The organism is Brevundimonas sp. (genome assembly GCF_965279155.1).
In the GTDB taxonomy this organism is placed as follows: Bacteria; Pseudomonadota; Alphaproteobacteria; order Caulobacterales; family Caulobacteraceae; genus Brevundimonas.
The window spans coordinates 900,463-918,685 of record NZ_OZ257138.1 but is presented as its reverse complement, the minus strand read 5'-3'; the positions used below and the strand labels follow the sequence as shown (position 1 = coordinate 918,685).

Annotated in this window: 16 protein-coding genes; 11 read left to right on the top strand and 5 right to left on the bottom strand. The window is 67.2% G+C overall.

What is annotated here, in order from left to right:
- The first annotated feature begins 21 nt into the window (after positions 1–21).
- Complete coding sequence (locus ACQY72_RS04550) at positions 22–897, top strand: LysR family transcriptional regulator (RefSeq protein WP_428156074.1); 876 nt, start codon at positions 22–24, stop codon at positions 895–897.
- On the opposite strand, the gene hemF is transcribed toward ACQY72_RS04550, so the two are convergent.
- Positions 894–1,775, bottom strand: a complete 882-nt coding sequence (hemF, locus tag ACQY72_RS04545; RefSeq protein WP_428156675.1) for an oxygen-dependent coproporphyrinogen oxidase — start codon at positions 1,773–1,775, stop codon at positions 894–896. The two genes, ACQY72_RS04550 and hemF, sit on opposite strands and share 4 nt — an antisense overlap.
- A gap of 103 nt (positions 1,776–1,878) precedes the next feature.
- Between hemF and ACQY72_RS04540 the strand changes: the two genes are divergently transcribed.
- Positions 1,879–3,138: a dipeptidase gene (locus ACQY72_RS04540; RefSeq protein ID WP_428156073.1), complete on the top strand. Its 1,260-nt coding sequence runs from the start codon at positions 1,879–1,881 to the stop codon at positions 3,136–3,138.
- Here ACQY72_RS04540 and ACQY72_RS04535 read toward each other — a convergent pair.
- Complete coding sequence (locus ACQY72_RS04535; RefSeq protein ID WP_428156072.1) at positions 3,129–3,584, bottom strand: tRNA (cytidine(34)-2'-O)-methyltransferase; 456 nt, start codon at positions 3,582–3,584, stop codon at positions 3,129–3,131. The genes ACQY72_RS04540 and ACQY72_RS04535 overlap by 10 nt on opposite strands.
- Positions 3,585–3,778: 194 nt before the next feature.
- On the opposite strand from ACQY72_RS04535, the gene petA reads away from it, so the two are divergent.
- The 5 genes from petA to ACQY72_RS04510 all read left to right on the top strand — a co-directional run bounded on the left by petA (position 3,779) and on the right by ACQY72_RS04510 (position 10,074).
- Positions 3,779–4,336 (top strand): ubiquinol-cytochrome c reductase iron-sulfur subunit, encoded by a 558-nt coding sequence (gene petA / locus ACQY72_RS04530; protein ID WP_428156071.1) that lies wholly within the window; start codon positions 3,779–3,781, stop codon positions 4,334–4,336.
- Positions 4,337–4,346: 10 nt separating this feature from the next.
- A complete protein-coding gene (locus ACQY72_RS04525) occupies positions 4,347–5,651 on the top strand; it encodes a cytochrome b (RefSeq protein WP_428156070.1) in 1,305 nt (434 codons plus the stop codon).
- 5 nt (positions 5,652–5,656) lie between these two features.
- Positions 5,657–6,541, top strand: coding sequence for a cytochrome c1 (locus ACQY72_RS04520; protein ID WP_428156069.1), 885 nt, complete (start codon positions 5,657–5,659; stop codon positions 6,539–6,541).
- Between the two features lie 149 nt (positions 6,542–6,690).
- Positions 6,691–8,358 carry a M28 family metallopeptidase gene (locus ACQY72_RS04515; RefSeq protein ID WP_428156068.1) on the top strand — a complete coding sequence of 556 codons (1,668 nt, stop codon included), beginning with the start codon at positions 6,691–6,693 and terminating at the stop codon, positions 8,356–8,358.
- Between the two features lie 72 nt (positions 8,359–8,430).
- The gene (locus ACQY72_RS04510; RefSeq protein ID WP_428156067.1) at positions 8,431–10,074 is read left to right on the top strand and encodes a M28 family peptidase; all 1,644 of its coding nucleotides are present in this window, start codon (positions 8,431–8,433) and stop codon (positions 10,072–10,074) included.
- 3 nt (positions 10,075–10,077) lie between these two features.
- Here ACQY72_RS04510 and ACQY72_RS04505 read toward each other — a convergent pair whose 3' ends face one another.
- Complete coding sequence (locus ACQY72_RS04505) at positions 10,078–11,508, bottom strand: helix-turn-helix domain-containing protein (protein WP_428156066.1); 1,431 nt, start codon at positions 11,506–11,508, stop codon at positions 10,078–10,080.
- 156 nt (positions 11,509–11,664) lie between these two features.
- Between ACQY72_RS04505 and aceA the strand changes: the two genes are divergently transcribed.
- Entirely contained in the window at positions 11,665–12,945 is a 1,281-nt protein-coding gene (gene aceA, locus ACQY72_RS04500; RefSeq protein WP_428156065.1) for an isocitrate lyase, read from the top strand.
- Positions 12,946–12,965: 20 nt separating this feature from the next.
- Positions 12,966–13,175 (top strand): hypothetical protein, encoded by a 210-nt coding sequence (locus tag ACQY72_RS04495; RefSeq protein ID WP_066550777.1) that lies wholly within the window; start codon positions 12,966–12,968, stop codon positions 13,173–13,175.
- A gap of 69 nt (positions 13,176–13,244) precedes the next feature.
- Here ACQY72_RS04495 and ACQY72_RS04490 read toward each other — a convergent pair whose 3' ends face one another.
- Both ACQY72_RS04490 and ACQY72_RS04485 read right to left on the bottom strand, forming a co-directional pair.
- Positions 13,245–14,378, bottom strand: coding sequence for a hypothetical protein (locus ACQY72_RS04490; RefSeq protein ID WP_428156064.1), 1,134 nt, complete (start codon positions 14,376–14,378; stop codon positions 13,245–13,247).
- Between the two features lie 83 nt (positions 14,379–14,461).
- The gene (locus tag ACQY72_RS04485; RefSeq protein ID WP_135193234.1) at positions 14,462–15,397 is read right to left on the bottom strand and encodes a ribose-phosphate pyrophosphokinase; all 936 of its coding nucleotides are present in this window, start codon (positions 15,395–15,397) and stop codon (positions 14,462–14,464) included.
- A gap of 191 nt (positions 15,398–15,588) precedes the next feature.
- Between ACQY72_RS04485 and ACQY72_RS04480 the strand changes: the two genes are divergently transcribed.
- A complete protein-coding gene (locus ACQY72_RS04480) occupies positions 15,589–16,443 on the top strand; it encodes an outer membrane protein assembly factor BamD (protein ID WP_409719256.1) in 855 nt (284 codons plus the stop codon).
- Positions 16,444–16,516: 73 nt separating this feature from the next.
- A complete protein-coding gene (gene recN / locus ACQY72_RS04475; protein WP_428156063.1) occupies positions 16,517–18,214 on the top strand; it encodes a DNA repair protein RecN in 1,698 nt (565 codons plus the stop codon).
- Positions 18,215–18,223: the final 9 nt, after the last annotated feature.

Sequence of the window (18,223 nt, the reverse complement as noted above, 5' to 3'; positions counted from 1 at the left end):
AATCCGATTTGGAGATCAATCGTGACCCTGGAACGTTTGCGCATCTTCGTCGCCGTGGCCGAACGCGACCATGTGACGGCGGCGGCGCGGGCGCTGAACTTGACGCAGTCGGCGGTGTCGAATGCGCTGGCGGCGCTGGAGGCCGAGCACGACGTGAGGCTGTTCGACCGGGTCGGGCGGGGCGTGGTCTTGAACGAGACGGGCCGAGCCTTCCTGCCCGAAGCGAAAGCCGTGCTGGCGCGGGCGCAGGCGGCGGAGGCGGCGCTGGCGGACATGAGCGCCCTGCGGCGCGGGCGGCTGGCGGTGTTCGCCAGCCAGACCATCGCCAGCTATTGGCTGCCGCGCCGGCTGGTGGATTTTCACAGGGCCTATCCGGGCGTCGAACTGGCGGTCGAGATCGGAAACACGCGCGAGGCGGCCCAGGCCGTGCTGAGCGGCGCCGCCGAGATCGGCCTGGTCGAGGGGGCGGTGGACGAGCCGGCCCTGTCGCAGGTTCAGGTCGGATCGGATCGGCTGGCCGTGCTGGTGACCCCGGACCATCCGTGGGCGACGCGGCGACGGCTGGACGCGAAGGATCTGGCGGGCCAGCCGTGGGTGCTGCGCGAGGTCGGGTCGGGAACGCGTTCGACGCTGGAAGCGGCGGTGCGGGACATGGGTGTCGATCCCGCGACGCTGGCCGTGTCGATGACCTTGCCGTCAAACGAGGCCGTGCTGGCGGCTGCCGAGGCAGGGGCGGGCGCCACGGCCCTGTCGGAAAGCGTGGCCTATGCGTCCGTTGCGGCCGGTCGGCTGGTGACCGCGCCCTTCACCCTGCCCGAGCGGCCGTTCCGGCTGTTACGGCATAGGGAGCGGTATCGAAGCCGGGCGGGGGACGTGTTCGTGGAGGCGATGGGCTAGGGCCACTTCACCGTCGGCGGCATGGACGACAGGATCGAATCGACGTTCCCGCCGGTCTTCAGTCCGAACATGGTGCCGCGGTCGTAGAGCAGGTTGAACTCGACGTAGCGGCCGCGTCGGATCAGCTGTTCCTCGCGCTCTTCCGCCGTCCAGGGCTCGGTCATTCGGGCGGCGACGATGCGCGGATAGACGTCCAGGAAGGCCAGGCCGATGTCGCGGGTGAAGGCGAAGTCGCGATCGTAGTCGCCGCTGTCGTGATGATCGTAGAAGACGCCGCCGGTGCCGCGCGGCTCCTTGCGGTGGGGCAGGTAGAAATACTCGTCGCACCAGGCCTTGTATTTGGCATGCCAGGTCGGGTCGTGGGCGTCGCAGGCGGCCTGCATGGCGGCGTGGAAGGCGACGGTGTCAGGGTGGTCCTGGCGACGGTCCGCCATCAGCACCGGCGTCAAGTCGCCGCCGCCGCCGAACCAGCTCTTGGTCGTGGCGATGAAGCGGGTGTTCATATGCACCGCCGGCACGCGCGGACTGACCGGGTGGCAGATCAGGCTGATCCCTGTGGCGAAGAAGCGGGGATCGACGTCGGCGCCGGGCACGTTTTTGGCGTAGTCGGCGGGGAAAGCGCCATGCACGGTCGAGACGTGGACGCCGACCTTTTCGAACAGGCGGCCGTGCATCATCCCCATGACGCCGCCGCCGCCTTCCGCGCGGTCCCAGGCGGTGCGGACGAACCGGCCGGGTTCGCCGGGAAACAGGTCGGCGGGCACCGCATCCTCCAGCGCCTCGAACGCGGTGTGGATGCGGTCGCGCAGATGTTCGAACCAGGCGCGGGTCTCGACCTTCTTCAGGTCGAGCGGATCGGAGAAGACGGCGTCGCTCATGGCGCGCTTGAACCACGTCGCGGCGGCGGCGTCATCCGGACAGGTTGTCATAGAGGGAATCGCAGGCGCTAATGATCGCCTACCGTTTTCAGGAAGCCCGCCCATGATCCGTCGTTTTCTCTTCGTCACTGTCGCCGCCCTTGCCTTGGCGGGAGCGGCCCACGCTCAGGAGGTGGACGAGGCGCGGGTGCTGGGCATCCTGAAGACGACGCCGCTGATCGATGGGCACAACGACCTGCCGTGGGCGCTGCGCCAGCAATATGGAAACGACGTCTACGCGGTGGACCTGACGAAGAACCTGGCGGTCTCCACCAAGCTGCACACCGACATCGCGCGGCTGCGGGCCGGGGGCGTCGGCGGTCAGTTCTGGTCCGTCTATGTGCCCGCCAGCCTGACGCCGCTGGAGGCCGTCGAGGAAACCTTCGAACAGATCGACACGGCCAAGCGGATCATCGCCGCCTATCCCGACACCTTCGGCTTGGCGACGACGGCGGATCAGGTGGATGCGGTGTTCGCCTCGGGCCGGATCGCCAGCCTGATCGGGATGGAGGGCGGCTATTCCATCGACGACTCCCTGGCCCTGCTGCGCGAATTCTATCGGGCCGGCGCGCGCTACATGACCCTGACCCACTCCAAGACCACGACCTGGGCCGACAGTGCGACGGACGCGCCGAAGTGGGGCGGGTTGAGCCCGTTCGGCGACGAGGTGGTCAAGGAGATGAACCGGCTGGGCATGATGGTGGACCTGAGCCACGTGTCGGAGGAGACGATGTTGGACTCCATGCGCGTCTCGGACGCGCCGGTGATCTTTTCCCACTCGTCGGCGCGGGCGGTGACGGACCATCCGCGCAACGTGCCGGACCGGGTGCTGCGGATGATGCCCCAGGACGGCGGCATCGTGATGATCAACCTGGCGCCCGGCTTCGTGTCCGAGGCGGTGCGGGCCTGGAACGGCGCCAGGGCCGGCGAGGAGGCGCGGCTCAAGACCCTGAACCCCGGCGATCCCGGCGCGGTGGAAGCCGGGCTGACGGCCTGGACCATCGCCAATCCGACGCCTCAGGCGACCCTGGCCGACGTCGTGGCGCACATCCAGCATGTGCGCGAGGTGGCGGGCATCGACCATGTGGGGCTGGGCGCCGACTTCGACGGCATCGGCAGCCTGCCCGAAGGCATGGGCGGGGTGGACGCCTATCCGCGCATCCTGGCGGCCCTGATGCAGGCCGGCTGGGCCGAGGCGGACATCCGCAAGATCGCCGGCGAGAACCTGCTGCGGGTCATGCGGTCGGTCGAGGCCGTGGCGGCGTCAAAGGCCGGCGAGCGGCCGTCGATGGCGCGGCTGGAGCCCGCGCCGGCTCAGAACTGACTGACCCCGCCTGTCTGACGCAGGCCTTCCCACAGGGCGATTCCGGCGGTGACCGACAGGTTCAGCGAGCGGGCGTCGGGTCGCAGCGGCACGACGACGCGCGCGTCGGCGGCGGCGTGGACATAGTCGGGGGCGCCGGCGCTTTCCTTGCCGAACAGCAGAGTGTCGTCAGGCTGGAAGACGAAATCGGGCAAGGGGGTCGCGCCCTTGGTCGTGAACAGCACCAGCCGCCCGGCCGGACGATCCGCCTGGAAGGCCTCCCAATTGGCGTGGCGGGTCATGTGCGACAGCGGGCCGTAGTCGAGGGCGGCGCGCTTCATGGCGCGGTCGTCAAAACGGAAGCCGGTCGGCTCGATGACGTGCAGATCGACGCCGAAACAGGCCGACAATCGGATGCAGGCTCCGACGTTCTGAGGAATGTCCGGTTGAAAAAGGGCGAGACGCATTCTAAGGCCTGACATACGCGCGACGAGGGGGTTTGTCGCGGTCTGTTTGCGAGCGTTTCGCAAGAAACGTCAGCAGCTTGCGCGAAATAGGCGCAAGTGTCGGGCCGTCGGGGATTTCCGGCGTCTTTTGTTGGTTCGTGCCGTGGCTGGGGGAGGCTCCTGGGCTTCTTCCGCGGCGTTCGAGAGGTGGAAACGTGGCCGAATCGGTCGTGCATACGGAAGACACTCACAGCCCCGAGGGCGGTGATCCCAATCGTCGTGACTTCATCTACATCGCAGCGGGCGCTGCGGCGGTCGGCGCGGGGGCGGTGATCGCCTGGCCGTTGATCAACCAGATGAACCCCGCGGCCGACACCCTGGCCCTGGCGTCGATCGAGTTCGATCTGACCAAGGTTCAGGAAGGCCAGCAGGTCGTCATCAAATGGCAGGGCAAGCCGGTGTTCGTGCGTTACCGCACCCCGGCCGAGCTGCAGAAGGTCATCGCCGACGATCATGCGCCGGACCTGAAACAGCCCCAGACGGACGCCGAGCGCACCAAGCCGGGTCACGAGAAATATCTGGTCGTCGTCGGGTCCTGCACCCACCTGGGCTGCGTTCCCACGTTCGGCGCGGGCGATTACGGCGGCTGGTTCTGCCCCTGCCACGGCTCGCACTACGACGCATCCGGCCGTATCCGTAAGGGGCCTGCGCCTCTGAACCTGGTTGTGCCGGACTACGAGTTTGCGTCCGACACCCGCGTGAAGATCGGTTGAGGGCGAGGGCATGAGCGAACACGAATCCACCTACGTCCCCAAGACGGGCGTCGAGAAGTGGCTGGACACCCGGCTGCCGATCATCCGTTTCGGTGCGGACTATATGTCCCTGCCGACGCCGCGGAACCTGAACTACTGGTGGACCTTCGGCGGCATCCTGGCCCTGTGCCTGATGACGCAGATCGTCACCGGCATCGTTCTGGCCATGCACTATACGCCCAACGTCGACCTGGCCTTCGCCTCGGTCGAGCGCATCATGCGCGATGTGAACGGCGGCTGGTTGCTGCGCTACGTTCACGCCAACGGCGCGTCGATGTTCTTCATCGCCGTCTATCTGCACATGCTGCGCGGCCTCTACTACGGCTCCTACAAGGCGCCGCGCGAGATGATCTGGATCATCGGCTGCGTGATCTTCTTCCTGATGATCGCCACCGCCTTCCTGGGCTACGTCCTGCCGTGGGGCCAGATGTCGTTCTGGGGCGCAGAGGTCATCACCAACCTGATCGGCGCGATCCCGGTGCTGGGCGAGCCGATCCTGATCTGGCTGCGCGGCGGACCGGCGATCGACAATGCGACGCTGAACCGCTTCTTCTCGCTGCACTATCTGCTGCCGTTCGCCATCCTGGGCTGCGTCGTGCTGCACCTTTGGGCGCTGCATGCGGCCGGTCAGAACAACCCGGTCGGCATCCTGATCCCCAAGGGTCGGGAGAAGAAGGACATGCTGCCCTTCCACCCGTATTTCACGGTCAAGGACGGGTTCGCGATTATCCTGTTCCTGATCCTGTTCGCGATCTTCGTCTTCTATCAGCCGAACGCCCTGGGCCACGCCGACAACTACATCCCGGCCAACCCGCTGGTGACGCCGGCGCACATCGTGCCCGAGTGGTACATGCTGCCCTTCTACGCGATCCTGCGCGCCATCCCGGACAAGTTCGGCGGCGTGGTAGCGATGTTCAGCGCCATCGGCGTGCTGTTCGTCCTGCCCTGGCTGGATACGTCCAAGGTGCGCTCGATGCGCTATCGCCCGACGATGCGGACCTTCTTCATCATCTTCCTGGTGGTGGGCGTGGGTCTGGGGTGGTGTGGTGGTCAGCTGCCGGATGCGCCGGTGATCGGGTCGTTCAAGACCTTCACCCTGATCGACGGCGACCTGAACTCCTTCCTGTGGCTGACACGCGTGTTCACCCTGTATTACTTCGCCTTCTTCCTGATCATCATGCCGTTGGTCGGGTTGAAGGAGCAGCCGCTGCCGATCCCAGCGACGATTTCCGAACCGGTGCTGACCGGTGCGGACGCCGTCGAGCAGAAGGGCTGAGGGTCATGACGATTGGAATGAAGACCGTGTCGTTCAAGACGATCATCGCCTCGGCCGCCATCGCGCTGAGCCTGGGTGTGGGCCTGATGAGCGCCGCCCCCGCCATGGCGGCGGGCGTCGCCGCCCACCCGCGCTCGGGCGGTTTCAGCTTCGAGGGGCCGTTCGGCACCTACGACCAGGGCCAGTTGCAACGCGGCTACAAGGTCTATCACGAGGTCTGCGCCGCCTGTCACGGCATGAACCTGATGCACTATCGGAACCTGGGCGACCGCCATGGTCCGTTCTGGAATCCGAAGTATCCGAACCCGAACGACAACCCGGTGGTCAAGGCTCTGGCCGCCGAGAACCAGGCGCCGGACATCGACAGCGAGACCGGCGAGGCGATCCAGCGCGACGCCACCCCGGCCGACAAGTTCCGTTCGCCCTATCCCAACGCCACGGCGGCGGCGGCGGGCAACGGCGGCGCCGCGCCGCCCGACCTGTCGGTCATGGCCAAGGCCCGTCATGACGGCGCCAACTACATCTATTCGCTTCTGTCGGGCTACAAGGCCGCGCCGGCGGGTCTGACGATCCGCGAAGGCCAGCACTACAACCCCTACATGGCCGGCGACCTGACGCCGTTCTGGACGGGTGATCATCACGATGTCCCGCCCGGAGGCTTCATCGCCATGCCGCCGCCGCTGCAGAACGGCCAGGTGACCTATGACGACGGTTCGCCCCAGACGGTGGATCAATACGCCAAGGACGTCGCGGCCTTCATCGCCTGGACGTCGGAACCAAAGATGGTCGAGCGCAAGCAGGCCGGGCTGGGCGTGCTGATCTACCTGTTCATCTTCGCGGGCATCACCTACGTCGCCTACCGCCGGATCTGGAAGGGCGTCGCCCACTAGGGGATCGCCGTCAGTTCGAAATCTTCAGCCCGTCGAAGTTCGCTTCGGCGGGTTTTTCGTTTGCGACGAATGGTCCGTGACACGGAATCGACAGTGTGGGTTTCGCCGCCTAGGGTCGCCCATCGTTTCCGGCTGTGGGGCCACTGTTCATGCGTCTTGTCTCTTCGTTCGCCGCCGTCCTGTTGGCCGGCGCCGCCCTGTCGGCCTGCGCCACGGCGCCCAATCCCGCTGCGGTTCACACCGTTCCCGCCTTCGACGCGGCGCGGATTTCGCAGGACATCAAAACCCTGTCGGACGACAGCTATGAGGGACGCGGCATCGCCACCCCGGCCGAAGAGAAGGTCGTGCGCTATCTGAGCGAAGGCTACGCCGCCGCAGGGTTCGAGCCGGGCGGGCCGAACGGTCAGTGGACTCAGGACGTGATCCTGAACCGCTTCGTCCAGTCCAACGTCCAGGCCTCGCTGAAGCTGGGCGACTGGACCCTGCCGATGACGCAAGGGCGCGAGGTCGCCATCTCCACCCGCCGCCCCGCCGAGCATGTCAGCCTGAAGGACGCGCCGCTGGTCTTCGTCGGCTACGGGATCAATGCGCCAGAGCGCCAGTGGAACGACTTCAAGGGTCAGGACCTGCGCGGCAAGATTCTGGTCGTGCTGGTCAATGACGCCGATTTCGAAGAGCCGGCGCTGAATACCTTCGGCGGCAAGGCCATGACCTACTACGGCCGCTGGACCTACAAATACGAAGAGGCGGCCAAGCATGGTGCGGCGGGCGTTCTGATCGTCCACGAGACGGCGCCGGCGTCCTATGGATGGCAGACGGTGGCCAACTCGTGGGGCGTGCCGCAGTTCGACATCCTGCGCCAGAATGCGGCGGCCGAGCGGGTGCCGATGGAAGGCTGGATCCAGCGGGATGTGGCGGTCGACCTGTTCCGCCGCGCCGGCCTCGATTTCGAGGCGCTGAAGGTCCAGGCGCGCAGCCGCGACTTCCAGCCCGTCGCCTTGCCCGGCGCCGGCTTCTCGACCGAGTTCGACGTGACGACCAATCAGGTCACCAGCCACAATGTTATCGCCCGCCTGCCGGGCACGACCCATCCGGACGAGACGGTGCTGTATACCGCCCACTGGGACCATATCGGCATGGGCGAGCCGGACGCGACGGGTGATCGCATCTTCAACGGCGCCGTGGACAACGCCTCGGGCACGGCGGGCCTGCTGGAGCTGGCGCGGATGTTCGGCGGTGCGCCGCGCACCGAACGGTCCATCGTGATCATCAGCTTCACCGCCGAGGAAAGCGGCCTGCTGGGCTCGGAATATTACGCGGTCAATCCGGTCTACCCGCTGGCCAAGACGGTAGGCGGATTCAACATGGATTCGATGAACGTCTATGGCCGCGTCACCGGCCTGGGCGTCACCGGCTATGGTCAGTCGGACTTCGACGAGCGTCTGGCCGCGGCGATCCAGCCGCAGGGGCGGACGCTGGTCCCGGACTACGAGAATGCGGCCGGCACCTACTATCGCTCCGACCACTTCCCCCTGGCCAAGCGCGGCGTGCCGATGGCCTATGCCGGCAGCCGGGGCGAGTTCCGCGATGCCCCTATCGCTGAGCGCGAGGCGGCGCGGGCGGAGTACGGCGCCAAACGCTATCACCAGGCGGCGGACGAATGGTCGCCAGATTGGGACTATCGCGGCATGATCGAGGATCTGACGGTCTTCTATGATGTCGGGCGCGCCCTGGCGAACGGCCGCGACTGGCCGCAATGGAAGCCGGGTTCGGAGTTTGCGCCAGCGCGCGCGACCACCGCGTCGGAACGCCGCTGAACCCTTATTGACCAACGAGGGGCGGGGAGGCATCCCCGCCCTTTCGCGTTTCCACGTTTCGAGTGCGCCTGAATGATCCTTCGCCGTTCGTCCTTCGTCGCCCTTGCGGCGCTTGCCCTGGCCGCCTGTGCGACCGCCCCGGTCGCCGGTCCCGGGCCACAGGTGGACGCCTTCGCCGTCGCCTCGGCCGCGACGCCGCAGTTCAGCGCCCAGCGCCTGTCGGACCACATCAAATATCTGGCGTCGGACGAGATGGAGGGACGGTTTCCCGGTCTGGTCGGCGAGGGTCTGACCCTGGCCTATCTGCAGGCCCAGTATGAGGCGATGGGGCTGGAGCCGGGCGGTCCGGGCGGATCGTGGCTGCAGCCGGTCGATCTGGTGCGGTTCACGCCGCAGCGGGCGCCGACGGCGTCGTGGACTGGAGCGGACGGGGCGGTGCATCCGCTGGTTTCGGGGACGGACATCACCCTGCGTGCGGGCCCGGCCGATCCGGCGGTGAAGGTCGAAGACGCACCGTTGGTCTTCGCGGGTTACGGCATCTCGGCGCCTCAGTGGGACGACTATGGAAGCGCGGACCTGACGGGCAAGGTGGTGGTCGTTCTGCGCGGACAGCCGGACAGCATGGGCGCAGACCCCAACTTCTACGGTTCAGGCACGCACAAGACGCAGGAGGCGTTGAGACGCGGCGCCGTCGGCGTGATCAGCCTTCAGGACGTCGATGGCCGCTGGCGACGCGCCGTCGCCGGGGCGAACCGGCCGCAGATGACGGTGAAGGGCGCCAGCGACGCCCGGTTCACCGGATCGATCAATATGGCGACGGGGACGGCCATCGGCGGAGAGGCGCTGACCGCCGCTCTGGTGCGAGCTAAATCGGCGGGTCTGGGCGGCACGGTCGATCTAGGCGCGCGGCTGAGCGTGGACATCGCCGAGACGACCGAAGTCATCCACTCCAACAATCTGCTGGCCAAGATCACCGGCACGGAGCGACCCGACGAATACGTCTTCTATTCCGCCCACTGGGACCATGTCGGCAAGGCGCGCACGCCGAACCCGGAAGGCGACGACATCTTCAACGGCGCCTGGGACAATGCGTCGGGCACGGCGGGACTGATCGAGATGGCGCGGGCGTTCAAGGCAGGCCCGGCGCCGAAACGCACCGTGGTCTTCCTGCACGTCACGGCCGAGGAGCAGGGGTTGCTGGGATCAGAAGCCTATGCCGCCGATCCGGTCTATCCGCTGGCCAGGACGGCGGCGGACATCAACATCGACATGCTGCCCTTCACGCCTGCGACGCGGGACGTGGCGGTGTTCGGCGTCGGCAAGTCGGAGCTGGAGGATATTCTGGGCCGGTTCGCGGCCGTGCAGGGGCGGGTGGTGACGGGCGACGGCTATCCCGAGGAAGGCTTCTACTATCGTTCGGACCACTTCAACTTTGCGGCAGGCGGGGTGCCGGCCCTGATGCCGTGGACCGGGCGCGATTTCGTCGAGGGCGGGATCGACGCGGGCAAGCCCTACTATGAGGGGCAGATGGAGCGATATTACCACAAGCTGACCGACGAATGGCGGGCCGACTACGACTTCACGGCGGCGCTGCAGAACCTCGATCTGCTGTATCGGTTGGGACTGACGGTGGCGGACAGCGAGAGCTGGCCCGCGTGGAAGCCGACGGCCGAGTTCAACGCCATTCGCGAGCGCACGGCCGATCAGCGGCGCTAGGCGTCAGGCCGCGCCGAATGGGTAGGGGCTGACGGACTTCGACCAGTCATCGACGGCCAGCGGGCGGTCGATGGGGGCGGCGGCGCGTTCGGCGCAGGGGTGGCGGTGGCACAGGCGGCAGGCGGGGCCGATGGGCGTGACCTCGGGGTTCTGCAGGTCGATGCCGTGGGCGTAGGCTAGGCGGGAAGCGTGGCGTAGTTCGCAGCCCAGGCCGACGGCCAGGTCGTGGGTTTCGCCGAAACCGTCGTGGCCCTGGCGCTCGACCGTGCGGGCGAAGGTGAACCAGCGGCCGCCATCCGGCGTCTCGATGATCTGGGTCACGATGCGGCCGGGCGTGCGGAAGGCGGAATGCAGCCGCCAGCGCGGGCAGGCGCCGCCGAAACGCGAGAAGGGGAAGGCGCCGGCTGCATAGCGTTTGGAGATATTTCCGGCCTGATCCACCCGCATCAGGAAGAAGGGCACGCCGCGCGCCGTGGGGCGTGACAGGGTGGTCAGGCGGTGGGCGGCCTGTTCGTAGCTGACCCCGAACCGGGCCTGGAGCCGGGCCATATCATAGCCGGTCTCTTCCGCCGTGCGCTGGAAGGCGGCGTAGGGCATCAGGGTCGCGGCGGCGAGGGTGTTGGTCAGAGCGACCTTCAGCAGGGCGCGTGTCGCCGCGTCGGGCGCGTTCGCGGCCTGAACCATGTCGTGCAGGGCCGGGCCGTGCTCGACCAGGGCCAGTTGATAGGCGACGGCGAAGGCGCGCGAGGACGGCCCCAGCGTCTCGGACAGCAGCAGGCGACGGCGGTGCAGGTCTAAGCGGCGGGTCCATTCCACCATGACCTCGGCCGGCAGAGTGCGGACGCCCAGATCGTGTTTGGCCGCCAGCCGATGACGGGCGGCGGGTTCGAAGCCGTCGGCGTGGACAGGAGCCTCGGCCGCCAGGGCGTGGGCCAAGGCCTCGCCCATCTGATCCAGTTCGGGGAAGTGGTTGCCGCGCGACTGGATGTATTCGCGCACCCATTCGGCGGGACTGGTCTCGACCAGGCCCTCGCCGTTCTCAGCGGCGGCGCGCGAACGGGTGCGGCCGTCGTCAAAGGCCTGATACAGGCGCAGCAAAGCGTCGGCGACGCCGGGCGCCTCTTCCAGCAGTTGCACCAGTTCGTGACGTGGCGCCGACAGACCCTTGAACAGAGGGTCGGCCAGAATCTCGGTCAGCCGCGCTTCATCGGCGGCGCCGCCCTTGTTCAGACTGCGCAGATCGACGTCATAGGTGTCCGCCAGGCGCAGCAAGAGCTGGGCCGAAACGGGGCGCTGGTTGCGCTCTATGTGGTTGAGATAGCTGGGGGAAACCCCCAGATCGGCCGCCATGGCCGTCTGGGTCAGGGTCAGGTCGCGCCGCAGCCGCTTCAGCCGGGCGCCGAGGAAGAGCTTGCGATCGGCGGAGGCGTCCATGGCTGCAGAATGTCACAAAATGACCGTTGATGCAAAGTCATGATATGATAACATGACATCAATGATCCGCGTGTTGGTGTGTCATTCGTGACTGTCGCGTGTTCTTGTCTCCGAGACGGCGGCTGCGGCCGCGCCCTTCAGAGACCGAGTTCGACCATGACAACTTTCGCCGATCTGGTTCCTTCGCCCGCCGGCCGTTTCGACGGCATCGAGCGCCCCTATACGCCGGAGGACGTCCTGCGCCTGCGCGGCTCGGTGCCCGTCACCCACACGCTGGCCGAGCGCGGCGCCAACCGTCTGTGGCAGTTGCTGCACGACGAGCCCTTCATCAACGCCCTGGGGGCCGTCACCGGCAACCAGGCCATGCAGATGGTCCGTGCGGGGCTGAAGGCCATCTATCTGTCAGGCTGGCAGGTCGCGGCGGACGCCAATACGGCCGGCGCCATGTACCCGGACCAGTCGCTGTATCCGGCCAACGCGGCGCCGGAACTGTGCCGTCGCATCAACCGCACCCTGCAACGCGCCGACCAGATCGAGCACGCCGAGGGCGGGGCCAAGCGCGACTGGTTCGTGCCCATCGTCGCTGATGCGGAGGCCGGCTTCGGCGGGCCGCTGAACAGCTTCGAGATCATGAAGGCCTTCATCGAGGCGGGCGCCGCGGGCGTTCACTTCGAGGACCAGCTGGCGTCCGAGAAGAAGTGCGGCCACCTGGGCGGCAAGGTGCTGATCCCGACCCAGGCGCATGAGCGCAATCTGGTCGCCGCGCGCTTGGCGGCCGACGTCATGGGCACGCCGACTATCACGGTGGCCCGGACCGACGCAGAGAGCGCCCAACTAATCACCTCGGATATCGACGAGCGCGATCAGCCCTTCATCGACCGCGACAACCGTACGCCCGAGGGCTTTTTCCGCCTGAAAGAAGGCACGGGCCTGGACCACTGCATCGCGCGGGGCCTGTCCTACGCAAACATCGCTGACCTCTTGTGGTGGGAAACGTCGCACCCCGATCTGGATGACGCCAAGAAGTTCGCCGAGGCCGTCCAGAAGGAGCATCCGGGTAAGCTGATGGCCTACAACTGCTCGCCCTCCTTCAACTGGAAGGCCAAGCTGGATGACGCCACCATCGCCAAGTTCCAGCGCGAGCTGGGGGCCATGGGCTACAAGTTCCAGTTCGTGACCCTGGCCGGCTTCCACAGCCTGAACAACTCCATGTTCGAGCTGGCGGACGGTTATCGCGATCGCGGCATGGCGGCCTATTCCGAGCTGCAGCAGCGCGAGTTCGCCAACGAGGTCATCGGCTACACCGCCACCCGCCACCAGCGCGAAGTCGGCACCGGATATTTCGACCAGGTCGCTACGGTCATCTCCAACGGCACGTCCTCGACGACGGCGCTGAAGGACTCGACCGAGACCGCCCAGTTCACCCACGCGGCTTAACCCGAAAAGGAACCGCCCAAATGGAACCGCTGACCCGAACCGAAGCCATCATCGACTTCTGCCTGGCGCCCCTGGCGCTCGACACCGGCACAGAGGCCGAGCGAGAGGTGCGCCGCCGCATGACGCACGTGCTTCGGACCTATCAGGCCAAGACCGCGACGCCGGTCGCCGTGGACTTCTCGTCCATGCCGTCCCAGGTGATCAACGAGGCGGCTCACGGCTACGAATAGGCCGGCCGCCCAAAGAAAAAGGCCCGCTCCGATCGCTCGGGGCGGGCCTTTTATCGTGCTGGACGCGGTTTAGCGCGGGCCGGACGGCGTCGTGTTCAGTGACTGGGTCGCCGTGCTGGCGGCGGCCGGGACGGGCGTCTGAGGAACCGAGACCGAAATGGGCGTGCGCGCCGGGGCGGTGCCGGTTTCCTGGGGATCACCGACGATGATGGTGGTGATCTGGGTCGCTTCGGTCGTGCAGGTGGCCAGGTCGCGGGTCACGTGGCGGCCCAGGCAGAAGACGTCCTCGTAGCTGGGGCGCGAGGCGGCCAGGCACTGGAACAGCATCAGCTTGGACATGTTGAGGCAGAACTCGCTGTTCGGCTCGTGCGTCAGGGCCTCGGTATTGGCGCGCGCCTCGTCGCCGCCGGAGCCCAGGGCCGCCAAAGCGGCGATGGCCAACGAGCGGACCACGGCGGGGGTGTAGGGCGGCGCCTTGCGCGACGGTTCGATGGCCAAGCCCGTGCCGCTGTTGGCGGCGGCGAACAGCAGGTTGGCTTCGTCGGCCGAGGGCAGCATATCCACGTCCGACAGGGTCTTGGCGCTTTCCAGGCGGACTTCGCGATGCGGGATCGGCACGATGGCCCAGCTGCGGCGCGGGTCGCTGCGGCCCTGGATGGTGTAGGCGTCCTGCTCGATGGCCTCGGCGATGCCGCGCATGGCTACGGCGTCCTTGCCGATGGTGCTGGAGATCAGGCCGGCGGCGGCGTCGGCGCCGGGCAGGGTGGCGGCATAGGCCGGGTCGGCGACGATCTGAGCCACCATCTGTTGGCGCTGGACCGGATCAATGGCGAACTGGCGCACGCCGGCGACGAACTCGGGCGACTGAAGGGCGATGATCGAGCCATAGGCGATCAGGCCGCGCGACAGCTGGTTGGGATCATAGGACGCGCCCTTGCGCAGGGCCGCCTGGATCGATTCGGCGTCGGGGAAGCCGCCGGGCTGGATCGTGCGGGCCTCGCGCAGGAAGGCGACGTAGATGGAGGCGGCGTCCGCCACGTCCTTGTTCAACGAAATGGGCGGGGGCTGGCGGGCCGCCAGTTCGGCAGCAAGACGTTGCGCTTCCAGTTCAGCCTTCGACGGTCCGCTCTCGCAGCTGGCGAGCAGGACGGCGACGGCGAGTGCGGCGGCGGATAGGCCGCGGCTCAGATGGGCCGATTTCATGAAGACTTCCTCAGGCGATCACGCGCGCACAAAGCGCCAACACTGTTGGCGCTTATAAGGCGGGCCTTATGGTTATCCGAAGGTTAATCGAACAGCTTGGAAACCGATTCCTCGTTCGCGATCCGTCGGATAGCTTCACCGACGAGCGGAGCCACGGAAACCGTTCGGATTTTCGGGCAGTTCAAAACTTCGTGGGGTTGCTCGATGGAGTTGGTGATCACCAGCTCCTTCAGCGGGCCGTCAGTGATGCGCTGGACGGCCGGGCCGGACAGGACGCCGTGGCTGATATAGGCCGAGACCTCGGTCGCGCCCTGGTCGATCAGGGCCTTTGCGGCGTTGACCAGGGTGCCGCCCGAATCGACGATGTCGTCGAACAGGATGCAGCGGCGGCCCTGAACGTCGCCGATGATGTTCATGACCTCGCTCTCGCCCGCCTTGGGCCGGCGCTTGTCGACGATGGCCAGGTCGGCGTCCAGGCGACTGGCCAGCGAGCGGGCGCGCACCACGCCGCCGACGTCGGGCGAGACGATCATCAGGTCATCGCCGCGAGCGTATCGCTCCTTGATGTCCTGCGCCAGCACGGGCGTGGCCACCAGATTGTCGGTCGGAATGTCGAAGAAGCCCTGGATCTGACCCGCGTGCAGATCCATCGTCAGGACGCGGTCGGCGCCGGCGCGGGTGATCAGATTGGCGACCAGCTTGGCCGAGATCGGGGTGCGGCCGCCGGTCTTACGATCCTGACGCGCATAGCCGAAATAGGGGATGACGGCCGTGATCCGCCGCGCCGAGGCCCGCACCAGGGCGTCGGTGATGATCAGCAGCTCCATCAGATTGTCGTTCGCCGGATAGGAGGTCGACTGCAGGATGAAGACGTCCTCGCCGCGCACGTTTTCCTCGATGATGGCGAAGACTTCGTTATCGGCGAAACGTTTGACCTGGGCCTTGGTGAGGGGCGCATCCAAGTGGTCGGCGATCGCCTGGGACAGTGCGCGGTTGGAGTTGCCTGAGAGCAGCTTCATCGGCCGGTCATCCTTTCGCCGTCATCCGCCCCCCATGAACGGCGGTCGGTTGGCGCGCTCTTTACCAGTGGAGCCGGGCAGGGCAAGTCATACGCTGAGATTTCCTCGGCATGGCGCGGCTCGGTTGCGGGTGCTAGAGGTCGCCGCGTTGGTTTCCGGGGGAACGGCTTAGGGCCTCTCCCTTACACGTCATGGGGTCGTCCTTGTCCGCTTCTAAGTTCCGTTCCGGCATGGTGCTGATGGCCGCGGCGATCGCCGCAGTGACGATTTCAGGCTGCGCCGGCAAAGAGCGCCCGCGCCTCGCCTATGAAGAACGTCCGGTCGAGGCCCTGTACAACACCGGCTATGAGCGCCTGCAGCAGCGCCGCTGGTCTGACGCCGTGGATTATTTCCAGGAAGTCGAACGCCAGCACCCCTATTCGGACTGGGCGCGCCGCGCGATCCTGATGCAGGTCTACGCCTATTATCAGAACAACGCCTATACCGACGCCATCGCGGCGGCCGACCGTTTCATCGCCCTGTTCCCCGGTAATCCCTCGGCCTCCTACGCCTTCTACATGAAGGCGGTCTGCAACTTCGAGCAGATCACGGACGTGGGTCGCGACCAGGGTTACGCCACCGCCGCCCTCGCGGGTCTGAAGGACGTCTCGCGCCGCTATCCGGGCACGCCTTATGCGTCGGACGCCGCCGTCAAGATCGACATGGTCAACGACCAGCTGGCCGGCAAGGAAATGAACATCGGCCGCTACTATCAGCGCGCCAACCAGCCGCTGGCGGCCGTGAACCGCTACAAGTCCGTCATCGCAAACCCCGACTTCCAGCGCACCTCGCATACGCCTGAGGCCCTGTATCGCCTGGTCGAGGTGAACCTGCAGCTGGGCCTGAAGGAAGAGGCGACCCGCAACGGCGCCGTTCTGGGCTACAACTTCCCCGGCAGCCCCTGGTACGCCGAGGCCTACGCTCTGCTGACCGAGAATGGCCAGACGCCGGATAAGGCGCCCGAGGGCAAGCGTGAGAGCTGGCTGCAACGGATCATTCCGGGCTGATCACGCAACGGCTTGTGCAATGCGGCCGGTATCGGGATTCTGTCGGTCATGATTCGTTCCGGCGCCTGAACCGATGCTGACCGCCCTCTCCATTCGCGATGTCGTCCTGGTGGACGTGCTCGATCTTGAGGTCGAGAGCGGCTTGACCGTGCTGACCGGCGAGACCGGGGCCGGCAAGTCGATCATTCTGGACGCCCTGGGCCTGGCGCTTGGCGGGCGGGGCGATGCGGGCCTGGTCAGAAACGGTGCCAAACAGGCGGTCGCGACGGCGATATTTTCCGCGCCCGACGATCCCGATCTGCTGGCCCTGGTCGCCGAGAAGGGGTTTGAGGTCAGGCCGGGCGAGGATTTGATCCTGCGCCGCGTGCTGGGCGCCGACGGCCGCAGCCGGGCCTATGTCAACGACCAGCCTGCCGGGGTGACGGCGCTGCGCGAGATCGGCGCGGCCCTGGTCGAGGTGCATGGACAGCACGAGACGGTCGGCCTGCTGGACTGGCGCACCCATCGGGGTTCGCTGGACGCCTATGGCGGTCTGCAACCGCAACTGCTGGCAGTCGGGGCGGCTTCGATCAAGCTGAAGGCCGCCGAGGCCAGGCTGGCCGAGTTGAAGGCCCAGGCCGCCGACGCCGCCGCACGATTGGAAGAGATCAGCCTGAACCTGTCCGAACTGGACGCCCTGGATCCGCGAGCCGACGAGGAGACGGAACTGGCAGGCGAGCGGGCGCTGCTGGGCGCGGCGGAAAAGGCCATCGCCGATCTGGCCGACGCCCGCACCCAGCTTGGCGGCGACAAGCTGAGCCAGAAGCTGGGCGCGGCCCTGCGCGCCGTCGAACATGCGCGCCAGCGGGCGGGGCAGGCGGGGGCCGAGGGCGATCACCCCGTGATCCTGAAACTGTCCGCCGCCGTGGACGCCATCGACCGCACCATGGTTGAGGCCGCCGAGGCCCTCGCCGCCGTGGACGCCGCCGCCGGTGCCTTCGATTACGAGCCGGGCCGGTTGGACAAGGCGGAAGAACGGCTGTTCGCCCTGCGCGCCGCCGCCCGAAAGTTGAACACCACGGTCGACGCCCTGCCGAGCCTTCGCATCCGATTGCGCGAGCAGCTGCGGCTGATCGAGGATGGCGAGGAGGCCTTGACCAATGCGGGGCGCGAGGCGGCGGAAGCCGCCGAATCCTACGACTTGGCCGCCACCTTCCTGACCTCGGCGCGCGAGGCCGCCGCCGACCGTCTGACCGCCGCCGTCATAGGCGAGCTGGGACCGCTGAAGCTGGAGCGGGCGCGGTTCCGCGTGGCGCTGGAGCCGATCGAGGGCCGGCGCGGCCCGGATGGGGTCGAGACCGTGCGGTTCCAGATCGCCACCAACGCCGGAACCGACTTCGGACCGCTGGACGCCATTGCGTCAGGAGGCGAACTGGCCCGGTTTGCGCTCGCCATGAAGGCCGCCCTGGCCAGCCGCGAGGACATGCGCCAGCCGGTCATGATCTTCGATGAGGTGGATCAGGGCGTGGGCGGCGCCGTAGCCGAGGCCGTCGGCTCGCGCCTGAAACGCCTGTCGAACGGCGCCCAGGTGCTGGTGGTGACGCACAGCCCCCAGGTGGCGTCGCGCGGTCATGCCCACTGGAAGGTGATGAAGGCCGACCGTGACGGCCTGACAACCACCACGGTCGTCACCCTGGACGATCAGCGCCGTCAGGAGGAGATCGCCCGGATGCTGTCCGGCGCCGAGATCACTGACGAGGCGCGCGCGGCGGCGCGGGCGCTGATCGGCTGAGATCGGGAA